General features: G+C 64.6%; 13 protein-coding genes. 6 read left to right on the forward strand and 7 right to left on the reverse strand.

Annotated features, from left to right (window positions below; all coding sequences use genetic code 11):
• Positions 1–4: 4 nt before the first annotated feature.
• On the forward strand, positions 5–1,381 hold the full coding sequence (gene phoR, locus ACLBXN_RS08795; protein WP_043005433.1) for a phosphate regulon sensor histidine kinase PhoR: 1,377 nt from the start codon (positions 5–7) through the stop codon (positions 1,379–1,381).
• Here the strand turns inward: phoR and ACLBXN_RS08800 are convergent.
• The 3 genes from ACLBXN_RS08800 to ACLBXN_RS08810 all read right to left on the reverse strand — a co-directional run bounded on the left by ACLBXN_RS08800 (position 1,375) and on the right by ACLBXN_RS08810 (position 4,894).
• Complete coding sequence (locus ACLBXN_RS08800; RefSeq protein WP_447611837.1) at positions 1,375–2,751, reverse strand: MATE family efflux transporter; 1,377 nt, start codon at positions 2,749–2,751, stop codon at positions 1,375–1,377. The genes phoR and ACLBXN_RS08800 overlap by 7 nt on opposite strands.
• Positions 2,748–4,475, reverse strand: coding sequence for a hypothetical protein (locus ACLBXN_RS08805; protein ID WP_447611838.1), 1,728 nt, complete (start codon positions 4,473–4,475; stop codon positions 2,748–2,750). The genes ACLBXN_RS08800 and ACLBXN_RS08805 overlap by 4 nt, the downstream gene beginning before the upstream one ends.
• 173 nt (positions 4,476–4,648) lie before the next feature.
• A complete protein-coding gene (locus ACLBXN_RS08810; RefSeq protein WP_003053459.1) occupies positions 4,649–4,894 on the reverse strand; it encodes a type B 50S ribosomal protein L31 in 246 nt (81 codons plus the stop codon).
• Positions 4,895–5,236: 342 nt separating this feature from the next.
• Here ACLBXN_RS08810 and ACLBXN_RS08815 point away from each other — a divergent pair, with 342 nt between their 5' ends.
• From ACLBXN_RS08815 to ACLBXN_RS08835, 5 genes are all read left to right on the forward strand, one after another.
• Positions 5,237–6,940 carry a PHA/PHB synthase family protein gene (locus ACLBXN_RS08815; protein ID WP_447611839.1) on the forward strand — a complete coding sequence of 568 codons (1,704 nt, stop codon included), beginning with the start codon at positions 5,237–5,239 and terminating at the stop codon, positions 6,938–6,940.
• 174 nt (positions 6,941–7,114) lie between these two features.
• Positions 7,115–7,588: a phasin family protein gene (locus ACLBXN_RS08820; RefSeq protein WP_043005437.1), complete on the forward strand. Its 474-nt coding sequence runs from the start codon at positions 7,115–7,117 to the stop codon at positions 7,586–7,588.
• A gap of 169 nt (positions 7,589–7,757) precedes the next feature.
• Complete coding sequence (locus tag ACLBXN_RS08825) at positions 7,758–10,076, forward strand: DUF3141 domain-containing protein (RefSeq protein WP_447611840.1); 2,319 nt, start codon at positions 7,758–7,760, stop codon at positions 10,074–10,076.
• Entirely contained in the window at positions 10,073–11,200 is a 1,128-nt protein-coding gene (locus ACLBXN_RS08830) for a bifunctional enoyl-CoA hydratase/phosphate acetyltransferase (RefSeq protein ID WP_447611841.1), read from the forward strand. Before ACLBXN_RS08825 ends, ACLBXN_RS08830 begins: the two co-directional genes overlap by 4 nt.
• 71 nt (positions 11,201–11,271) lie before the next feature.
• Complete coding sequence (locus tag ACLBXN_RS08835) at positions 11,272–12,477, forward strand: acetate/propionate family kinase (protein WP_447611842.1); 1,206 nt, start codon at positions 11,272–11,274, stop codon at positions 12,475–12,477.
• Between the two features lie 86 nt (positions 12,478–12,563).
• Here the strand turns inward: ACLBXN_RS08835 and ACLBXN_RS08840 are convergent, their stop codons facing one another.
• The 4 genes from ACLBXN_RS08840 to ACLBXN_RS08855 all read right to left on the reverse strand — a co-directional run.
• On the reverse strand, positions 12,564–12,812 hold the full coding sequence (locus ACLBXN_RS08840; protein WP_447611843.1) for a helix-hairpin-helix domain-containing protein: 249 nt from the start codon (positions 12,810–12,812) through the stop codon (positions 12,564–12,566).
• 111 nt (positions 12,813–12,923) lie between these two features.
• The gene (locus ACLBXN_RS08845) at positions 12,924–14,051 is read right to left on the reverse strand and encodes an ABC transporter permease (protein ID WP_043005440.1); all 1,128 of its coding nucleotides are present in this window, start codon (positions 14,049–14,051) and stop codon (positions 12,924–12,926) included.
• A 174-nt stretch (positions 14,052–14,225) separates the two neighbouring features.
• Positions 14,226–17,015 carry a ribosome-associated ATPase/putative transporter RbbA gene (gene rbbA / locus ACLBXN_RS08850; RefSeq protein WP_447611844.1) on the reverse strand — a complete coding sequence of 930 codons (2,790 nt, stop codon included), beginning with the start codon at positions 17,013–17,015 and terminating at the stop codon, positions 14,226–14,228.
• A 20-nt stretch (positions 17,016–17,035) separates the two neighbouring features.
• A partial coding sequence (locus ACLBXN_RS08855) for an HlyD family secretion protein (protein ID WP_447611845.1) occupies positions 17,036–17,529 on the reverse strand: 494 nt, incomplete at its 5' end.

The raw sequence follows: 17,529 nt of genomic DNA on the forward strand, positions 1-17,529 counted from the left end.
TCGATTGTTGGCCTCTCAGATCGCGGCAGCCATGGTGGTATGGCTGCTGTGGGCCTATCTGGTCGCACCCGATGCGACGGTGGGGCAGCAATCTGTGGCGGCCATGGCAGGTGCCTTGATCGGCGGCTGGATCTGGTGGCTGGTGGATAGCTGGAATGGCGCGCGCCTGCTGCGCTGGCTGCGCCAGTCGGAGCTGGGTGCCGTGCCCAACCTGGCGGGCATCTGGGGCGAGGCTGGCGTGCGCATGCGCCGCTGGATTCGCCAGAGCGTGCAGCAGGTGCAGCAGGGCGATCAGCGGCTCAACGATATCTTGTCGGCCCTGCAGGCCAGTCCCAATGGCGTGGTGCTGCTCGATGCGCAGGGGCGCATCGAATGGTGCAACCAGATTGCGGCCAAGCAGTTCGGCTTCGACGCCGAGCGCGATGTGCTGCAAAGCATAGGCAACCTGGTGCGCAATCCCCAGTTCAGTGCCTATTTCGTGGCGCAGGACTTCACCCACGATCTGGTCATGCAGGGGCGCGAAAGCACGCCTTCGCGACCGGTCAAGCTGTCGGTGCAGCTCTACGGCTATGGCGAGGGGCGCAAGCTGCTGCTGGCGCGCGATGTGACGGCTCTGGAGCAGGCCGAAGCCATGCGCCGCGACTTCGTGGCCAATGTCTCGCATGAAATCCGCACGCCGCTGACGGTGCTTGCCGGTTTTGTGGAAACGCTGCAGAACCTGCCGCTGGAGGAGGACGAGCGCAATCGCTATCTGGAGCTGATGGCCCAGCAGGCCGAGCGCATGCAGCATCTGGTGGAGGACTTGCTGACCTTGTCGCGTCTGGAGGGCAGCCCGCTGCCAGGCAACAACGACTGGGTCTCGGTGGCGCAGTTGCTCACTCGCTGCGAGAACGAGGCGCGCGGCCTCTCCAATGCCTTGACGCGCAAGCAGGCCAAGCCCCATGTACTGAACTTTCCCGACGAGCAGGCGCTCAGGCAGGCCGGAGAGCTGGCAGGCGCCAGCGCAGAGCTGCACAGCGCGTTCTCCAATCTGCTGGCCAATGCCATGCGTTACACGCCTGCAGGCGGGCAGATCGATGTGCGCTGGCAATTGCTGCCTGACGGGTCGGCCCGTTTTGCCGTCAAGGACTCCGGCCCCGGCATCGATGAAAAGCATGTGTCGCGCCTGACGGAGCGCTTCTATCGCGTGGACCGCAGCCGCTCACGCGACACTGGCGGCACCGGCCTGGGACTGGCCATCGTCAAGCATGTGCTGCAACGACATGGTGCCAAGCTCAGCATCGAGAGCGAGCTGGGCAAGGGCTCGGAGTTCGCTGTGACTTTTCCGCCCGGACGTGTGCGGGCCGTGACCGAGGTGCCGGCCAAGACGCTGTCTCATTGAGCGCTTCGGGGGCTGGTCCGGGGCCTGGGCGGTCGTATGGTTTTGTGCAGGATGGTGCTGAATGCCAGGGCCGTGACCAGCAGGGCGGCCGCGCTGCAGATCCACAAGGGCATGGGCGTGGCCTGCCAGCCCTGCCAGCCGGGAGCGGCCTGCCACCGGTAGGTCAGCCAGTAGCCAAGGCCCAGGCCGCCGCCCCAGAGCAGCAGGCAATAAATCACTAGGGGCGCCACGGTCACGCGGTAGCAGCGCAGCACGAAAATGCAGTAGGTTTGCACGCAGTCCGCCACATGGTATGCGGCCACGCAGATCAGCAGCCAGGACGTCATGGCCAGCACCTGCGGGGAGTCGGTATAGATGTCTGCAATCCAGCTGCGAGCAAGGAACAAGGTGGCAGCTGTTGCCATGCCTATCATCAGTGCCAGCTTGAAACACTGCTGAATCAGCGTTCTGGCCTGGGCTTCATCGCCTGCGCCGCGCCAGTAGCTGACGCGGGCGCTGGTGGCAATGGCCAGGGACAGCGGCACCATATAGCAGATGGCGGCCAGATTGGCGGCGATCTGGTGGCTGGCGGACGAGAGCGAGCCCTGTCTTGCCACATACAGGGCCATGAGCGTGAAGGAGGTGACCTCCACCAGAATGGCCAGACCCGCAGGAATGCCAAGGCGGCAGAAGCGGCCCAGTTGCAGCCAGTCAGGGGGCTCCAGCTTCTGCCACAGCGCCAGCGGCGCATAGAAATCCTGGGTGCGCATCAGGCACAGGGCCACGGCAAACATGGTGTAGTTGACCAGCAGCGTGGCCAGGGCGCAGCCCACGGCTCCAAGGGGGGCGAGGCCCAGGCCGCCAAAGGTGAACCAGACGGACAGGGGGACTTTGATCAGCAGCGAGATGAGCTGCAGCCAGGTGACCAGCTTGGGGTGGCCCAGCGCCTGGTTGAGTGCGCTGTAGATGCGAAACAGCAGCGCCGGCGGCAGGCCCCAGGCCAGCACGGCGAGATAGCGCTTGACCTCCAGCTGCAGCGCATCGGGCACATCGGTCCAGCGCAGCAGCGCGTCAGGCATGAGCAGCACTGCCATCCCCAGCACGCAGGCCGCGGCACACAGATACATGGACTGGCGCAGCGAATGCCCTATGGCCTGGGGCTGGCCGGCGCCACGCTGTTCGGACCACAGGGGCAGAAGAGCCTGAAAAATGCCCATCAGCGAGGCATAGACGCTGATGAAAATGGCCGAGCCCACGGACAGGGCGGCGACGGCCTCGTTGGAATAACGACTGGCGACGACGGTATCGGTGGTGCCGAAGGCCATGACGGCCAGCTGGCCGGCCAGCACCGTACCCGCATGGCGGCCTATGTACTGCAGCTCGCCCTTCATGGCGCGGCTTTGGGGCCGGTGTACTTGAGCAGAACCAGAACTTCCTTCTGACCGGCCAGACGGGTGATGCGGCTTACCTCGCTCCAGCCCTGGCGCAGCTTGCGATTGTGGTCGCCCGCCCAGCGGTCTGCATCGACCAGCGCCCAGCCGCAGTCGCCGGGATCGCTGCGGCGCAGCAGTGCCGTATCCACATGGGTGTAGTAGCGCACGGCCGCAATCTGCGAGCGGCCCAGGCCATAGGTCAGCACGCAGCTTGTGGCGCCGTTTTGCCTGAGCTCGTCGTCCAGCTGTGTCATCTGGAACTGATAGCTTCGAGCATGGTCCAGTGGCTCCATCCAGAGCGTGGACAACAACACCCAGCTCAGCGTGGCACCGCCGGCTGGCAGCACCAGGCTCTTCCAGATGGCTGCGCGGTTGCGCGAAGTGCGCCAGACCACCAGTGCAAACCAGCCGGCAGTGGCGACGAGTGCCACGATGACCGTGGGCCAGGAGATGCTGGCTTCAAACTGCGGGGCAAGGCGTGCAATATTGGCGGCGATCTTGGGTGGAAATCCGGTCTGGAATGCCAGCCAGACCACCCAGATGGCAATCGCGGATGCCGTAAAGAACAGCAGTGTGAACCAGTCGATCAGCGCGCTGATGCTGCGCCTGAAGGTGGGCAGGGCGAAGGCGGCCAGGGTGGCGATGGCAGGAAGTCCCAGCAGCAGGGCGCGATCGGCCGGGGTGCTGCTCAGGCAGGCGGCCACCGGGACGGTGGCAAACAGCAGGGCGATGGACAGATGCGGGTTGTGGCCGGGGTAGGCAATCTGGCGGCGCCAGACCCACAGCGTCCACAAAGCCAGGGGCCAGGCAGGCCAGCAGAACCACAACAGCAGCTGCAGCAGTGCGCTCCAGTCTTTGAGCGAATCCACGAGATGCCAGACCCATTGATCCAGTGCGGTGGTCAGGCTGGCGGCTAGCACCGTGGCGGCCATCCAGGCTGCGGCCCAGAGGCGTGCCTGGCGGTGTGAGCGGCCAGGATTGTCGCCCCAGCTGCGCTGGGTGAAGGCGATCACGCTGCCGCCCAGTCCGAACAGCACGGCAAGCGTGGGGGCTCCGCTCAGGGCCAGTCCCAGCAGGCCGAATATCAGGGCCGCCGCTGACTTCCTCGGGTGATAGGCTATGGCTGCCGCCGCAAAGAAAAGCAGCGCCGTGCAGCCCAGCTGGGTGACGTAGCTGGTGGTTTCATGCGAGAGCTGGGCCAGACCCAGGCAGGCAACCAGGGCCAGCAAGGCCGCATCGGCCATGGCGCGGGCGTAGTCGATCAGCTGCGCCTCTCCGCCAAAGGCGAAGGCGACGGGCTGTGCGCCTGGCGTGCGGGCCAGATAGTAGGCGCCCCACCAGGTGGCTCCCAGGGTCAGGATCAGCAAGGCGATGAACGGCAGGCGCGCCGCCATTTCAGCGCCGAGCAGCCACTCGAAGCCCAGCAGGGACAAGGCGCCCAGCCAGTAGGGCAGCAGACCATCGATGCTGGGAGCCAGACCCGAAAGCGTGGGAGACAGCCAGTCGGTATGACCTAGCGCCAGCTCGCGCATATAGCCAAAGGCCTCCATATCGTTGGAGCGCCAGGGGCCACGCATGACAAAGCCGGGAATCACATAGGCCAGGCACAGCAAAAGCAGGGCCCAGCGCGGCAGTCGGCGCACGGCGCTTTGGGCAACAATGGCAGGTGTGGGCTGGTTCACGCAATCAATCCGGTAGCGGCGGTGCGAGTCTGCACGGCCTGATCAGGCGAGAGCGCCCGGGTTCGGAGCGCTTGGTGCTCCGATGATAGGAGCATTGGGGTGCTGCAGGGCAGCTCCCAAAAAGAAAAGGCAGCACGGTTGCCCGAGCTGCCTTTTCAGCAAAAAAGTAAGATTTACTTCTTGCCGAAGCGGTTGCGGAACTTCTCCACGCGGCCACCCATGTTGTCCACCGACTTTTGTGTGCCAGTGTAGAAGGGGTGCGATTCAGAAGTGGTATCCAGCTTGAACAGAGGGTACTCTTTACCTTCGAAGTTTTCGGTTTCCTTGGTGGAAACGCAAGAACGTGTCACGAACTTGAAGCCGTTGGACATGTCAACGAACAGAACTTCGCGGTAATTGGGGTGAATGCCTTCTTTCATGATCTTTCCTTTGGTCAAGTGCGGGAGCCGCACCAGCCTGTCCGGTGTACTTTCCGCATAAAAGCTCTCCATTATTGCACACAATGGGAAATCGGTGCCTGACGAGCCGGCCGGCGGTGGCCGGAGCCCGCCGTTTGCAGGCCATTGCCGATATTGCCTGCAGGTCTGGGCGCCGAGTTCTTCTGCCTGCCGCGCTGCAGCCCGCGCCATCCGGCATCTGGCGCCGCAGTGCTTGCCAACCTGGATTTGATGAAGCTCAAGCCTCCTTGGGAGGTGACTATGCAACAACTTCTTCAGCACATAAGATGTTGCGTTATTGCCATGCAGCAAAAAGGGGCCGCTATGGGTGACCGCGAGGCCGAGACGCAGTTCAGTTCCAGCCAGCAGCTTGATCAGGCTGTGCGTGCGATGTGGGCGCAGCAGTGGCTGTCGGTTTCCCCCGAGTCCCAATGGCAGGCCTGGCTGGACTGGGCAGGCAATCTTGCCATCAGTCCGGGAAAGCGACTGGATCTCGCTTGGCTGGCGCTGGAGGAATGGGCAAGTCTTTGCTATGGCGGACCCAGGACCACTGAGCCAGATCGCCTCTTCAAGGCGGCTCAATGGCAGCAATGGCCGTTCAATGCCATCAGTGCGGGCTTTGCCGCTCAGCAACGCTGGTGGCAGGCTGCCAGCCAGGGCGTTGCCGGTGTTGAACCGCATCACGCGCGCCTGGTCGGGTTCTGGGGCAAGCAGTGGCTGGATATGTGCTCGCCTGCGAATTTCTTTGCCACCAACCCGATTGTTCAGGAGCGTACCCTCAAAGAGGGCGGGGCGAATCTGGTGCGCGGCTTGCAGTATCTGATGGAAGACCTGCAGGCCCAGATTGCAAACCAGCCGCCTGCAGGTTCCGAAGCATTCCAGCCAGGGCGCGATGTGGCCGTCACGGCTGGCAAGGTGGTGCTGTGCAACCGGCTGATGGAGCTGATCCAGTACACGCCCACCACCGACAAGGTCCACCCCGAGCCGGTATTGATCATGCCTGCCTGGATCATGAAGTACTACGTCCTGGATCTATCCCCAGGCAATTCGCTGATCAAGTATCTGGTCGATCAGGGGCATACGGTGTTCTGCGTTTCCTGGAAGAACCCCGATGCCGATGACCGGGAGCTGGGCATGGACGACTATGTCGAGCTGGGCTGGCGTGCTGCGCTGGATGCCGTTACCGGCATCGTCCCGGGCAAGAAAGTGCATGCGGCCGGCTATTGTCTGGGCGGAACCCTGCTGGCCATTGCTGCAGCAGCGATGGCGCGCGACGGCGACGACCGTCTGGCATCGATGAGCCTCCTGGCCGCGCAGACCGATTTCACCGAGCCTGGCGAGCTGGGGCTGTTCATCGACGAAGCGCAGATCAGCCTGCTTGAGGCCCAGATGGCCCGGCAAGGCTATCTGCGCGCCGAGCAGATGGCCGGCGCATTCCTGATGCTGCGCTCCCAGGATCTGCTGTGGTCGCGCATGGTCGATCACTACCTGCTGGGCGAGCGTGCGCCGATGAGCGATCTCATGGCCTGGAATGCCGATGCCACGCGCATGCCTGCGAGGATGCACTCGCAATACCTGCGTCGTCTGTTTCTGAACAACGATCTCAGCGAAAACCGTTATCCGGTCGACGGCAGGCCGGTCTCGTTGCTCGATCTCAGAGTGCCCATCTTCAGCGTGGGAACGCTTACCGATCATGTGGCTCCCTGGCCATCGGTATACAAGCTGCACCATCGCACTGCGGCCGAAATCACCTTTGTGCTGACGAGCGGCGGCCATAACGCCGGCATTGTCAGCGAGCCCGGCCATCCGCGCCGCAGTTACCAGCTGCGCATGCGTCCCGCCGGTGCACAGGACATGCCTGCCGCGCAGTGGCAGCAGGAAGCCGAGCGGCACCAGGGCTCCTGGTGGCCGGCATGGAGTGCCTGGCTCCAAAGCAGATCCGGTACGCCGCTGGCTGCGCCGCGCATGGGCGGCAAGAGCGGCAAGCCTTTGTATGACGCTCCGGGCCGGTACGTGCTTGAGCATTGAGTTGAAGACCTGCGCCGACCAGGATGCACGACGGGCATTTCTCTGCACGAAACGCCATGCGCCATCCGGGTTTGCGCAGGTCACGGAGTTTTCATAGGCCGTCTGGTCACGGTGATAGGCCGGACGGTCCGCCAGCCTCTCGATAGGCACCACCATCACCATAGGGAGACCGATATGAGCATCCAAGCGACCCCCCTGAGTCTGTTCAAGGCCAATGCCGAGCTGCAACTGCGCATCGCTCAGCTGATGCGTGAGAGTGGCCATCGCTGGCTGGAAGCGGCGCAGCACAGCAGTGCTACCGGCATCAGCGAAACCACGTCGGAGCTGCAAAGCCTGCTGAAGGCCGAGGACTGGCAATCACTGGCCAGCCTGCCCGCCGAGGCTTTCATGCGCAGGATTGAAGATCGCATGAGCGATGCCAGGAGCGCCAGCGATATCGCGATCCGGAACCAGCAGGCTTTTGCCAGCGGTCTGCAGCAAGCCCTGGAGGCCTGGCAGAAGGCCGTGGCCGACGCCATGCGTGCAGACGGCTCGTCCAATCTGCCCGCTTTGCCGCTGCAGGACATCTTCAAGCAGTGGCTGTCCGTCTGGACGCCACCGGGCCTGGACGCGGCTCAGGCCAAGGGCGGCAAGACGGCACAGAAGTAAGGAGAAAGAGGGGCGGGGCCGCAGCATGGCTGCCGCTTCGTCGCCGGATGATCTGCGGCCTTGTCATGGTAGGAATTCCGGCTTTTCGGCGTTTGGCTGAGCCATAAAGCGCCGACAGCTATTGTTTTTGAGTCTTCTCGCGAGAAGCTTGTGACTTCGGGAGCACGATATGAGCAAACCTAGCGAGGCCGGCCCATCGACTCAGGGATCTGTCGATCCTTTGACATGGTGGCGAGCCGCCGCAGCCTATGCGCTGGATGCTGCCCAGCGCAGCGTGCTGTATGCCGATATCGAGCGCCAGGTCGGCGATCAGTACCGCATGCAGCGCGAGGCCAGGACGCCGAATGTGCTGAATTTCCCTGCCGAGCTGGTGATGTCGGGGCTGGAACTTCCCAGGCCCGTCAACTATGGCCTGGTGCGCATTCAGGCGCCTGAGAATCAGCCGGCCGATCCGGGCAAGCGACCCTTCGTCGTGATCGATCCACGCGCGGGCCATGGGCCCGGCATAGGCGGCTTCAAGCCGCACAGCGAGATCGGCGCAGCGCTGGAGGCCGGCCACCCTTGCTACTTCGTCGGCTTTTTGCCCGACCCGGTGCCGGGCCAGACGGTGGAGGACGTGATGCGTGCCGAGGCGGCCTTCATGCGTCGCGTGGCCGAGCTGCACCCCGAGAGCGAGGGCAAGCCCGCGGTCATCGGCAACTGTCAGGCAGGATGGCAGATCCTGATGACGGCAGCGGTCTGGCCCGAGCTGTTCGGGCCCATCATCGTCGCCGGAGCGCCCCTGTCATACTGGGCCGGAGATAATCCCATGCGCTACTCGGGTGGACTCCTGGGAGGCAGCTGGATGACGGCGCTGAGCAGCGATCTGGGCAACGGCCGCTTCGACGGCGCCCATCTGGTGCAGAACTTCGAGCAGCTCGATCCGGCCAACACGCTGTGGAGCAAGCAGTACAAGGTCTATGCCAATGCCGACACGGAGGCCGAGCGTTATATAGGCTTCGAGAAATACTGGGGCGGCTATGTCTTTCTCAACGATGTGGAGATGCAGTACATCGTCGACAACCTGTTCATCGGCAATAAGCTTTCGACGGCCCGGCTGCTGACCTCGGACGGGGTGCGCATCGATCTGCGCAATATCCGCTCGCCGATCCTGGTGTTCTGTTCCTATGGCGACAACATCACGCCGCCGGCCCAGGCCCTGGGCTGGATCACCGATCTTTACGCCAGCGACGACGACGTGCGCGCGCATGACCAGACCATCATCTTCAGCATGCATGACAGCATCGGCCACCTGGGCATCTTTGTGTCGGGGGCGGTCGGCAGCAAGCAGCACCGCAAGTTCGCCAGCGCCATAGAGCAGATCAATCTGCTGCCCGCAGGCATCTACCGCGCCAGCGTGGACGACGCTACGGCACAGGAGCAGAAGCTGCTCCACGATCCTTATCTGCTGAGCATCCGTGCCAGCGGCCTTGATGAAGTGCGCGATATCGTCAAACCCGATGCCCAGGCCGAACGCCGCTTCGACGCGGCGGCCCGGGTGTCCGACATCAACCTGGCGCTGTACCGCAGCCTCTGGCAACCCTGGGTGCGCGCATTCAGCACCTCCGAGTCGGCGCGCTGGCTGCAGACCCTGCACCCCATGCGTCTGCAGTTCGAGGCCTGGAGCAGCCAGCACCCGCTGGCCGCCCTGATACGCGGCAGTGCCGAATACATACGCGAACATCGCCAGCCCGTGGACGAGGCCAATCCCTGGCTGCAGATGCAGCAGCAGGGCTCGGCCGCGCTGGAGCGCTCCCTCGATGACTTTCGCGACCGGCGCGACCATATCTATACCCTGTGGTTCGACATGCTCTACGGCTCGCCCCTGATGCAGGCACTGGCCGGACATGCCTATGGCGAAAGCGGGCCGGTGCGCCAGCATCCTGGCACCACGCCCGAGCATCTGGCCCTGATGGCGGGCAGGCAGCGCCAGATCGAAGAAAGTGTGGATCAGGGCGGCGTGCTCGAAGCCACGTTGCGCGGCTTGCTGAGCGTGCTGTCGCTGCGCCGCGCCGTAGACGAGCGCTACTACCATCTGGCCGCGCAATTGCTGGAGCAGGAGGCGCCGGGGCGCTGGAGCCTGGCCGAGCTGCGCGCCGCCATCCGCGAGCAGACCCTGGTGATGAGGCAATGCGGTAGCGCCGCCATCGATGCCATTCCCGGCCTGCTCAAGAACACGCCTGCCGACACCATACGCAAGGCCAGCCAGGCGATTGCCAGCATGGCGGCCATCGATACGGGAGCGAAGGCCGAGCAGCAGGCCGTGAAAAGCGCTCTGCAGCAGGTGCAGGCCTTGTTCGTGCAGGCCGCGCTGGCGCAGCAGGCCCCGATGGACGAGGCTCAGGTACCGCAGCTGGCGCCGGCCCGGGCTTCTGCCACCGCCACGCGGCCCAAGCCTGCCGCGCGACGTCAACCGGCCGCAAGCCGCGGCAAGAAAGGAGTGCGATGAGTCAATCGAGTCCAGAGGGGATGCGGGAGCCGTTCGATGGCCTGGCTGTCGGCGACAGCCTGCATGTCACCGTTGCCGCCCGTGATGCGAGCACGTTGACCCTGCACTGTGCCCGCGAGGCGCAGGCCCAGGCTTTCACCACAGCGTCACCGCAGGTGGCTGACCTGTCTTCGGGCGGGGCGGAGCAGCCGCTGGACGTGGCCACCCATCATGGCCTGATCCGGCTGCTGGCGGCCGTCAAGGAGTTGCCGCCGGTGCGCATGGGCGTGGTTCATCCCTGCGATGCGATCAGTCTGTCCGCGGCACTCGACGCGCATCGGCTGGGGCTGATCGAGCCGGTCCTGATCGCTCCGCGCGCCAAGCTTGAGGCGATTGCGCTGGCGCAGGGGTTCGAGCTGCAGGGCTTGCGCATCGAGGACGTGCCGCACAGCCACGCCGCCGCCGAGCATGGCGCCAGGCTTGCCGCCAGCGGCGAGTTGGAGGGCTTGATGAAAGGTAGTCTGCACACCGACGAGCTGATGGCCGCTGTCGTTGCTGGCAGTGCCGGGCTGCGCACCAAGAGGCGTGTCAGCCATTGCTTTGTGCTGCAGACGGCCAGCTATCCACGCCCCTTCATCGTCACCGACGCGGCCATCAATCTGGCCCCCGATCTCTTGCAGAAGGCCGATATCGCACGCAATGCCATCGAGCTCGCGCAGGTCCTGGGAGTGGCCAGACCCAAGCTGGCCATTCTCGCTGCCGTCGAGACGGTCAACCCCAGCATGCCCGCAACCCTGGATGCGGCCGCGCTGTGCAAGATGGCCGACCGGGGCCAGATCACAGGAGGCGTGCTGGACGGCCCGCTGGCTTTCGACAATGCGGTCTCCATCGAGGCCGCACGCACCAAGGGCATCACTTCGCCCGTGGCCGGCCAGGCCGACATCCTGCTGGTGCCCGACCTGGAAAGCGGCAATATGCTGGCCAAGCAGCTGATGTACCTGGGCGGCGCCGCCAGCGCAGGCATCGTGCTCGGCGCCAAGGTGCCCATCGTGCTGACCAGCCGCGCCGATTCGCGCGAATCCCGCATTGCATCCTGCGCGATTGCGCTGCTGCTCGCACATCACTACCGGCAGACGCCGCCCTGAAAAGCATGGCCGATGGCGCCAGGCTGGCCGTTGCTGCAGTCTGTGCCCTGTCGGCAGACAAAGGTACTGCCATGAGCAATTCCGTCATCATCGTCCTGAACTGCGGCTCCTCGAGCATCAAGTTCGCCGTATTCGAGGCCGCCACCCCGCTGCCGCGCAAACCCCTGTGGAACGGCAAGGTGCAGGGCATTGGCGGGCCCTGTCCCGATTTCGGCGAAACCGACGTCCCGCCCTTTGCCATCGAGCTGGGCGCCGAGCACCCGTATCGCGATGCGCTGCGCATCATTCGCGAGCGCATCACGGCGCGGCTGGAGGACCGGCCCGTGGCCGCGATCGCTCACCGGGTGGTGCATGGCGGCAGCAAGTATTTCGAGTCCACTCGCATAGATGCGCAGGTGCTGAAGGACCTACGCAGCTATGTGCCGCTGGCACCGCTGCACCAGCCGTTTGCGCTGGAGGCCATAGAGATCCTGCTGCGCGAGCGGCCCGATATCGCGCAGATCGCCTGCTTCGATACCGGCTTTCATCACAGCCTGCCCAAGCTGGAGCAGATATTGCCGCTGCCCTACGAATGGTGGCAGCGCGGCGTGCGCCGCTATGGCTTTCACGGGCTTTCGTATGCCTATATGGCGACCGCGCTGGCCGAGCGTCATGGCGACAGGGCAAGGGGCCGAACCATCGTCGCCCATCTGGGCAGCGGAGCCAGCCTGTGCGGCATGCAGCAGCTGCAGAGCATGGCGACCACCATGGGCTTCTCGGCCCTGGACGGATTGATGATGGGCACCCGTACCGGTGCGCTGGACCCGGGGGCCGTGCTCTATCTGATGGAGATCGAGAAGCTGACGCTTCAAGAGGTGGGGCGTCTGCTCTATCACGACTCGGGGCTGCTGGGCGTTTCGGGCATCTCGTCCGAGCCGCGCGTGATCCTGCGCCATATCGAGGATCCGGGCGAGGCCGGCGAGCGCGCACGCATTGCGCTGGAGCTCTTTGTGCGCCGCATCGTGCGCGAGATCGGTTCGCTGGCTGCGGCACTGGGCGGCCTGGACATGCTGGTCTTCACGGCAGGCATAGGCGAGCACAGCGAGGAGATTCGTGCCCGCGTCTGCACCGATCTGGCCTGGCTGGGTCTGAAACTCGATGCCCGGGCCAATGCGGCGCATGTGCCAGTGATCTCAGCGACAGGCAGCCGGGTGCTGGTGGGCGTGGAGCCCACGAATGAGGAGTGGGTGGCTGCCCGCGATACGCTGCGCATTCTTGGCGCGCAACCGTCTTCTTGAGAAAAGGCCGTCTGCAGCTCAGGCCTGCGCTGCTGCAAAGATATGCATGAGGCGCAGGCCGGGGCAGCGCAGATTCCAGCGAGTGCTTAGCCCTCCTGCACTGCCTGCTGCTTGGCTGCGTCGATCATGGCCTGGATGGCGGCGCGTGCCTGAGGGCTGTTCTTCCAGCAGCTGGAGCCCGTGAGCGCAGAGGCCTTGGCGGCGATGTCCAGGGCATTGGCCTCACGCAAATGCGCGAACGAGCCATAGCCCAGGGATTCGAGCCGGCTCAGCACCGTGGGGCCCACGCCCTTGAGTGCAAGCAGTGATTGTCGTTCTTCGGTGGTGAATGGCATGGGCGAAATCCTGGGGCTAGAACTGGAACTGGAGAGGTCTTTGGCACAAGCAGGCGGCTTGCGCCTTGTTGCCGGTGTGGCAGGCCGCCGGATGGCGGCATGAGGACGATATCAGGCCATGCTGGACAAGGTTTTTCTGAACCGCATCAGCGACAGCCAGAACAGCACGGCACCTATGCCCGCCAGCCACAGAAAGGGCTTCCACACGGTTTCTATGCCGGCGCCGCGATACAGGATGGCCTGACCAAGCTCCACAAAATGCGTGGTGGGGGCGAACAGCATCACGTCCTGCACCAGCTGGGGCATGGATTCGCGTGGCGTCATGCCGCCCGACAGCAGCTGCAGCGGCAGCAGCGTCAACACCATCAGCAGACCGAACTGCGGCATGCTGCGTGCCACGGTGGCCAGAAAGATGCCCATGGCCGTGGTGGCGAACAGGCACAGGGCCGAGCCTGCCATGAACAGCAACAGACTGCCCTCTATGGGCACCTTGAGTGCACCGCGCACGACCAGATTGAGCGAGACGGCGGCCGCCAGCAGCACCACTGCACCCATGGACCAGACCTTGGCCAGCATGATCTCGGTGGGCGTCACCGGCATGACCAGCAGGTGCTCGATGGTGCCGTGCTCGCGCTCGCGGATCAGCGCCGCCCCCGTGAGGATGATGGAGAGCATGGTGACGTTGTTGATGATCTGCATCAGTCCGCCGAACCAGATCTTGTCCAGCCCGGGATTGAAGCGCGCGCGCAGCTCCAGGTCCACGGGCAGGGCGCTCGCGCCCCGGTAACGCTGGACGAACTCGTTGATCTCGGCCAGCACGATCTGCTGCACGTATCCGCTGCCCGAGAAGGCCTGGCTCATGCGGGTGGCATCCACGTTCAGCTGCAGCTCGGCCTTTTTGCCGGCCAGCACGTCGCGCTGGAAGTTGGGAGGAATGGTCAGCGAGAAGGTGAAGTCGCCTGCATCCAGCCCGGGGTCCACATGGCTGAAGTCCACCATCTGCGGCGGCATGAACTGAGGTGGGTAGAAGGCCGAGGCGATGCGTGCCGACAGCGGCGACTGGTCTTCGTCGACGATGGCAATCGGTGCCTTGTGCAGCGTATCGGGCATGGCCGTGGCCGCCGTGTACACCGAGGCCGTGAAGGTATAGACGATGAGCACCAGCATCACCGGGTCGCGCCACAGGCTCCACAGTTCCTTGACGCCCAGGCGCCAGATATTCTTCAGGCTATGCAACATCGTAAAAGTCCAAGGTGTGCCGTGAAGCAGAAGACGCTCTGAACAAGCGCAGGCCCAACGCAGGGACACCGAGCCAGGGCCGCCCCACAGCGAAGGTGTCGTCCCCCTCCCGCGCAGCGAGAGAGGGCGCCGTGCATACGGGGGAAGGCGCGCAGCGACTCAGGGGGAGCTTCATCATTTCTCCTGCTTGGGCAGGGCCCAGATGGCGATGCCCATGATCACGGGAACGGCGATCAGCAGCGGCAGCAAGGTCGGCGCCAGATCATGCAGACCCAGCGCCTTGTTGAAGACGCCGCGGCTGATGGCGAACATATAGGTGGCCGGGTAGATCTCGCCGATCCAGCGACCGGCGCCTTCCAGCGAGGACACCGGGTCGGTCAGCCCCGAGAACTGCGTGGCCGGGATCAGCGTGCCCAGCATGGCGAAGAACATGGCGGCAATCTGGCTGCTGGTGACGGCCGAGGCCAGTAGGCCCATGCCCGTGGCAATGACGCTGAAGAGCAGGGCGGCCAAGACGAGCAGCGGGAAGCTACCGGTCATGGGCACGCCGAAGACGAAGACCGCCATGGCGCACATCAGAAAGAAGTTCAGCATGGCCAGCACCACGTAGGGCAGCTGCTTGCCCAGCAGAAACTCGGTGCGGGTCACGGGAGTGACGTACAGGTTCACGATGGAGCCCAGTTCTTTTTCGCGCACCACGGCCAGGGCCGTGAGCATGGCCGGCAGCATCATCAGCAGCAGCGGAATCACGGCCGGCACCATGGCGGGCAGGCTTTTCACATCGGGGTTGTAGCGAAAGCGGGTCTCCAGGCTGACCTGGCTGGCCAGTTGCACGCCCAGGCGCTCGCGTGCCTGCTGTGCCAGCCAGAGCTGGTGCATGGCCTGGACATAGCCTTTGACGGTCTCGCCACGCTGGGGCATGGCGCCGTCGAACCAGGCGCCCACGGCTACCTTGGAGCCGCGCAGCACATCACGGCCAAAACCGGGTGGAATCTCGATGGCCAGTGCCAACTCGCCGCTTTTCATGCGCCGGTCCAGGTCGGCGTAGTCCTGGATGGGCGGCATCTCGATGAAATAGCGCGAGCCCGCGAGATTGTTCACATAGTTCTGGCTGATGGTGCTCTGGTCGCGGTCCAGCACCGCAAAACGCAGGTCTTCGACGTCCATGCTGATGCCGAAGCCGATCACCACCATCAGCACCAGCGAGCCCACCAGGGCCAGCGTGGCGCGCACGGGATCGCGCTGCAGCTCCAGCGACTCGCGCCACAGATAGCTCCACAGGCGTTGCAGGCTGAAGCCCGGGCCGCGGGAATGTGCTTCTGAAACAGGAGCTTGTTGCGCTTCACCAGCTTGGAGATCAGCATGATTTATGTCTGAAAACGAAGCAGAGAGAGCGGTAGTAGCTTCTTTTTTGATATCAAGCACGGGTGCAGCCTCGCCCGAGGCCTCCACCAGATAGCCGATGAAGGCCTCTTCCAGCGTGGCCGCGCCGCGCTTGGCGGTCAGGGCTGCCGGCCGGTCGCTGTCCAGCACCTTGCCCGCATGCATCATGGACATGCGGTCGCAGCGCTCGGCCTCGTTCATGAAGTGCGTGGAGATGAAGATGGTCACGCGGTCGCGGCGCGAGAGCTCGATCAGCAGGCGCCAGAACTGGTCGCGCGCCACGGGGTCCACGCCGGAGGTGGGCTCGTCGAGAATCAGCAGCTCCGGCTTGTGCACCATGGCCACGGCCAGCGACAGGCGCTGGCGCATGCCCAGCGGCATATTGCCGGGCAGGGTCTCGCGCACCTCGGCAAGGCCGAAGCGCGTGATCATTTCCTCGACCCGCGCGGGGATCTCGGCCGGGTCCACGTGGAAGAGTTCGGCGTGCAGCACCAGGTTCTGCAGCACGGTCAGCTCGCCATAGAGCGAGAAGGCCTGGGACATATAGCCCACGCGCTGGCGCGTGGCCACATCATGCGGATCGATCTTCTTGCCGAACAGCCAGGCATCTCCCTCGCTGGCGGGCAGCAGCCCGGTTAGCATCTTCATGGTGGTCGACTTGCCGCAGCCGTTGGAGCCCAGAAAGCCGAAGATCTCGCCGCGCCGGATGCGGAAGTTCACATGGTCCACGGCCACGAAATCGCCAAAGCGCATGGTGAGATCGCGCGCCTCGATGGCGATGTCGTCATCGCGGGTCTGCAGCGGCGGGATCACCACGGCGGCATGGCCGCGTTTTTTCTCCTCGGGCAGCAGGGCGATGAAGGCGGCCTCCAGCGCCGGCATGCCGGTGCGAGCCAGCAATTCGGCAGGCGTGCCGGTGGCCAGAATCCGGCCGTCATCCATGGCGGCCAGCCAGTCGAAGCGCTGGGCCTCGTCCATATAGGCCGTGGCCACGATCACGCTCATCTGCGGGCGCTGGCCGCGGATGCGGTTGATCAGATCCCAGAATTGCGCGCGCGCCAACGGGTCCACACCGGTCGTGGGCTCGTCGAGAATCAGCAGGTCCGGGTCGTGGATCAGGGCGCAGCACAGTGCCAGCTTCTGCTTCATGCCGCCCGAGAGCTTGCCGGTTGGGCGGGAGAGGAATTTCTGCAGTCCGGTGCTCTGGGTCAGGTCGTCAATGCGCGCCCGGCGCTCGGCCGCGTCATGCCCGAAAAGGCGCCCGAAGAACTGCAGATTCTCTTCCACCGACAGCGTGGGGTAGAGGTTCTTGCCCAGGCCCTGAGGCATGTAGGCAATGCGCGGGCAGACAGCATCGCGATGCTTTTTGCTGCGCATATCGCCGCCCAGCGCCTGTATCTCGCCGCCTTGCAGCGCGCGCGCTCCCGCAATCAGCGACAGCAGGCTGGACTTGCCCACGCCGTCGGGGCCGATCAGGCCGACCATGAGGCCGGCCGGAATTTCCAGACTCAGGCCGCGCAGCGCCTGCGTCTTACCGTAGGCGAGCGTCACTTCACGCAAGGTGGCTACATGCTGGGTCATGGCAAACCGGGTCCCGGTATTCACGAGGCCGAAGCGTCGCCGGTACGCAGCTCCAGTCGGGCCGGCCATTCGCGCTCCTTATCGAGCTTGATCCAGGCCACGCCAGGCAGGCCTGTCTTGACCTGTGTCAGATGCTTTTGCAGCAGATCCGGGGCGATGCGGGCCTTGACGCGGAACATTAGCTTCTGTCTTTCGCTGGCCGTCTCCACGGTCTTGGGCGTGAACTGGGCGGTGCTGGCGACAAAGGACACCTGGGCCGGGATCACATATTGCGGTGCCGCATCCAGCACGATACGCACCTCGGTGCCCAGGGCCACGCGGCCAGCCACGGTCTCGGGCAGGAAGAAGCTGATGTAGACATCCGAGACATCCACCATATTGAGCACCTTGCCGCCCGCGCCGATCACCTCGCCGGGCTGGGCCAGCCGGTATTGCACGCGCCCATCGCGTGGGGCGGTGAGTTCGCTGTCCTTGACGTCGGCATCAATGCGCTGGACGGTGGCGGGGGGGGGCG

The organism is Comamonas sp. C24C (genome assembly GCF_053345995.1).

Bases quoted from the DNA above. Each gene is read 5' to 3' on its own strand.
- ACLBXN_RS08800 (WP_447611837.1), bottom strand. From the start codon at position 2,751: ATGAAGGGCGAGCTGCAGTACATAGGCCGCCATGCGGGTACGGTGCTG.
- rbbA (WP_447611844.1), bottom strand. From the start codon at position 17,015: ATGACCCAGCATGTAGCCACCTTGCGTGAAGTGACGCTCGCCTACGGT.
- ACLBXN_RS08825 (WP_447611840.1), top strand. From the start codon at position 7,758: ATGAGCAAACCTAGCGAGGCCGGCCCATCGACTCAGGGATCTGTCGAT.
- ACLBXN_RS08840 (WP_447611843.1), bottom strand. From the start codon at position 12,812: ATGCCATTCACCACCGAAGAACGACAATCACTGCTTGCACTCAAGGGC.
- ACLBXN_RS08810 (WP_003053459.1), bottom strand. From the start codon at position 4,894: ATGAAAGAAGGCATTCACCCCAATTACCGCGAAGTTCTGTTCGTTGAC.
- ACLBXN_RS08820 (WP_043005437.1), top strand. From the start codon at position 7,115: ATGAGCATCCAAGCGACCCCCCTGAGTCTGTTCAAGGCCAATGCCGAG.
- ACLBXN_RS08845 (WP_043005440.1), bottom strand. From the start codon at position 14,051: ATGTTGCATAGCCTGAAGAATATCTGGCGCCTGGGCGTCAAGGAACTG.
- ACLBXN_RS08815 (WP_447611839.1), top strand. From the start codon at position 5,237: ATGGGTGACCGCGAGGCCGAGACGCAGTTCAGTTCCAGCCAGCAGCTT.
- ACLBXN_RS08835 (WP_447611842.1), top strand. From the start codon at position 11,272: ATGAGCAATTCCGTCATCATCGTCCTGAACTGCGGCTCCTCGAGCATC.
- ACLBXN_RS08830 (WP_447611841.1), top strand. From the start codon at position 10,073: ATGAGTCAATCGAGTCCAGAGGGGATGCGGGAGCCGTTCGATGGCCTG.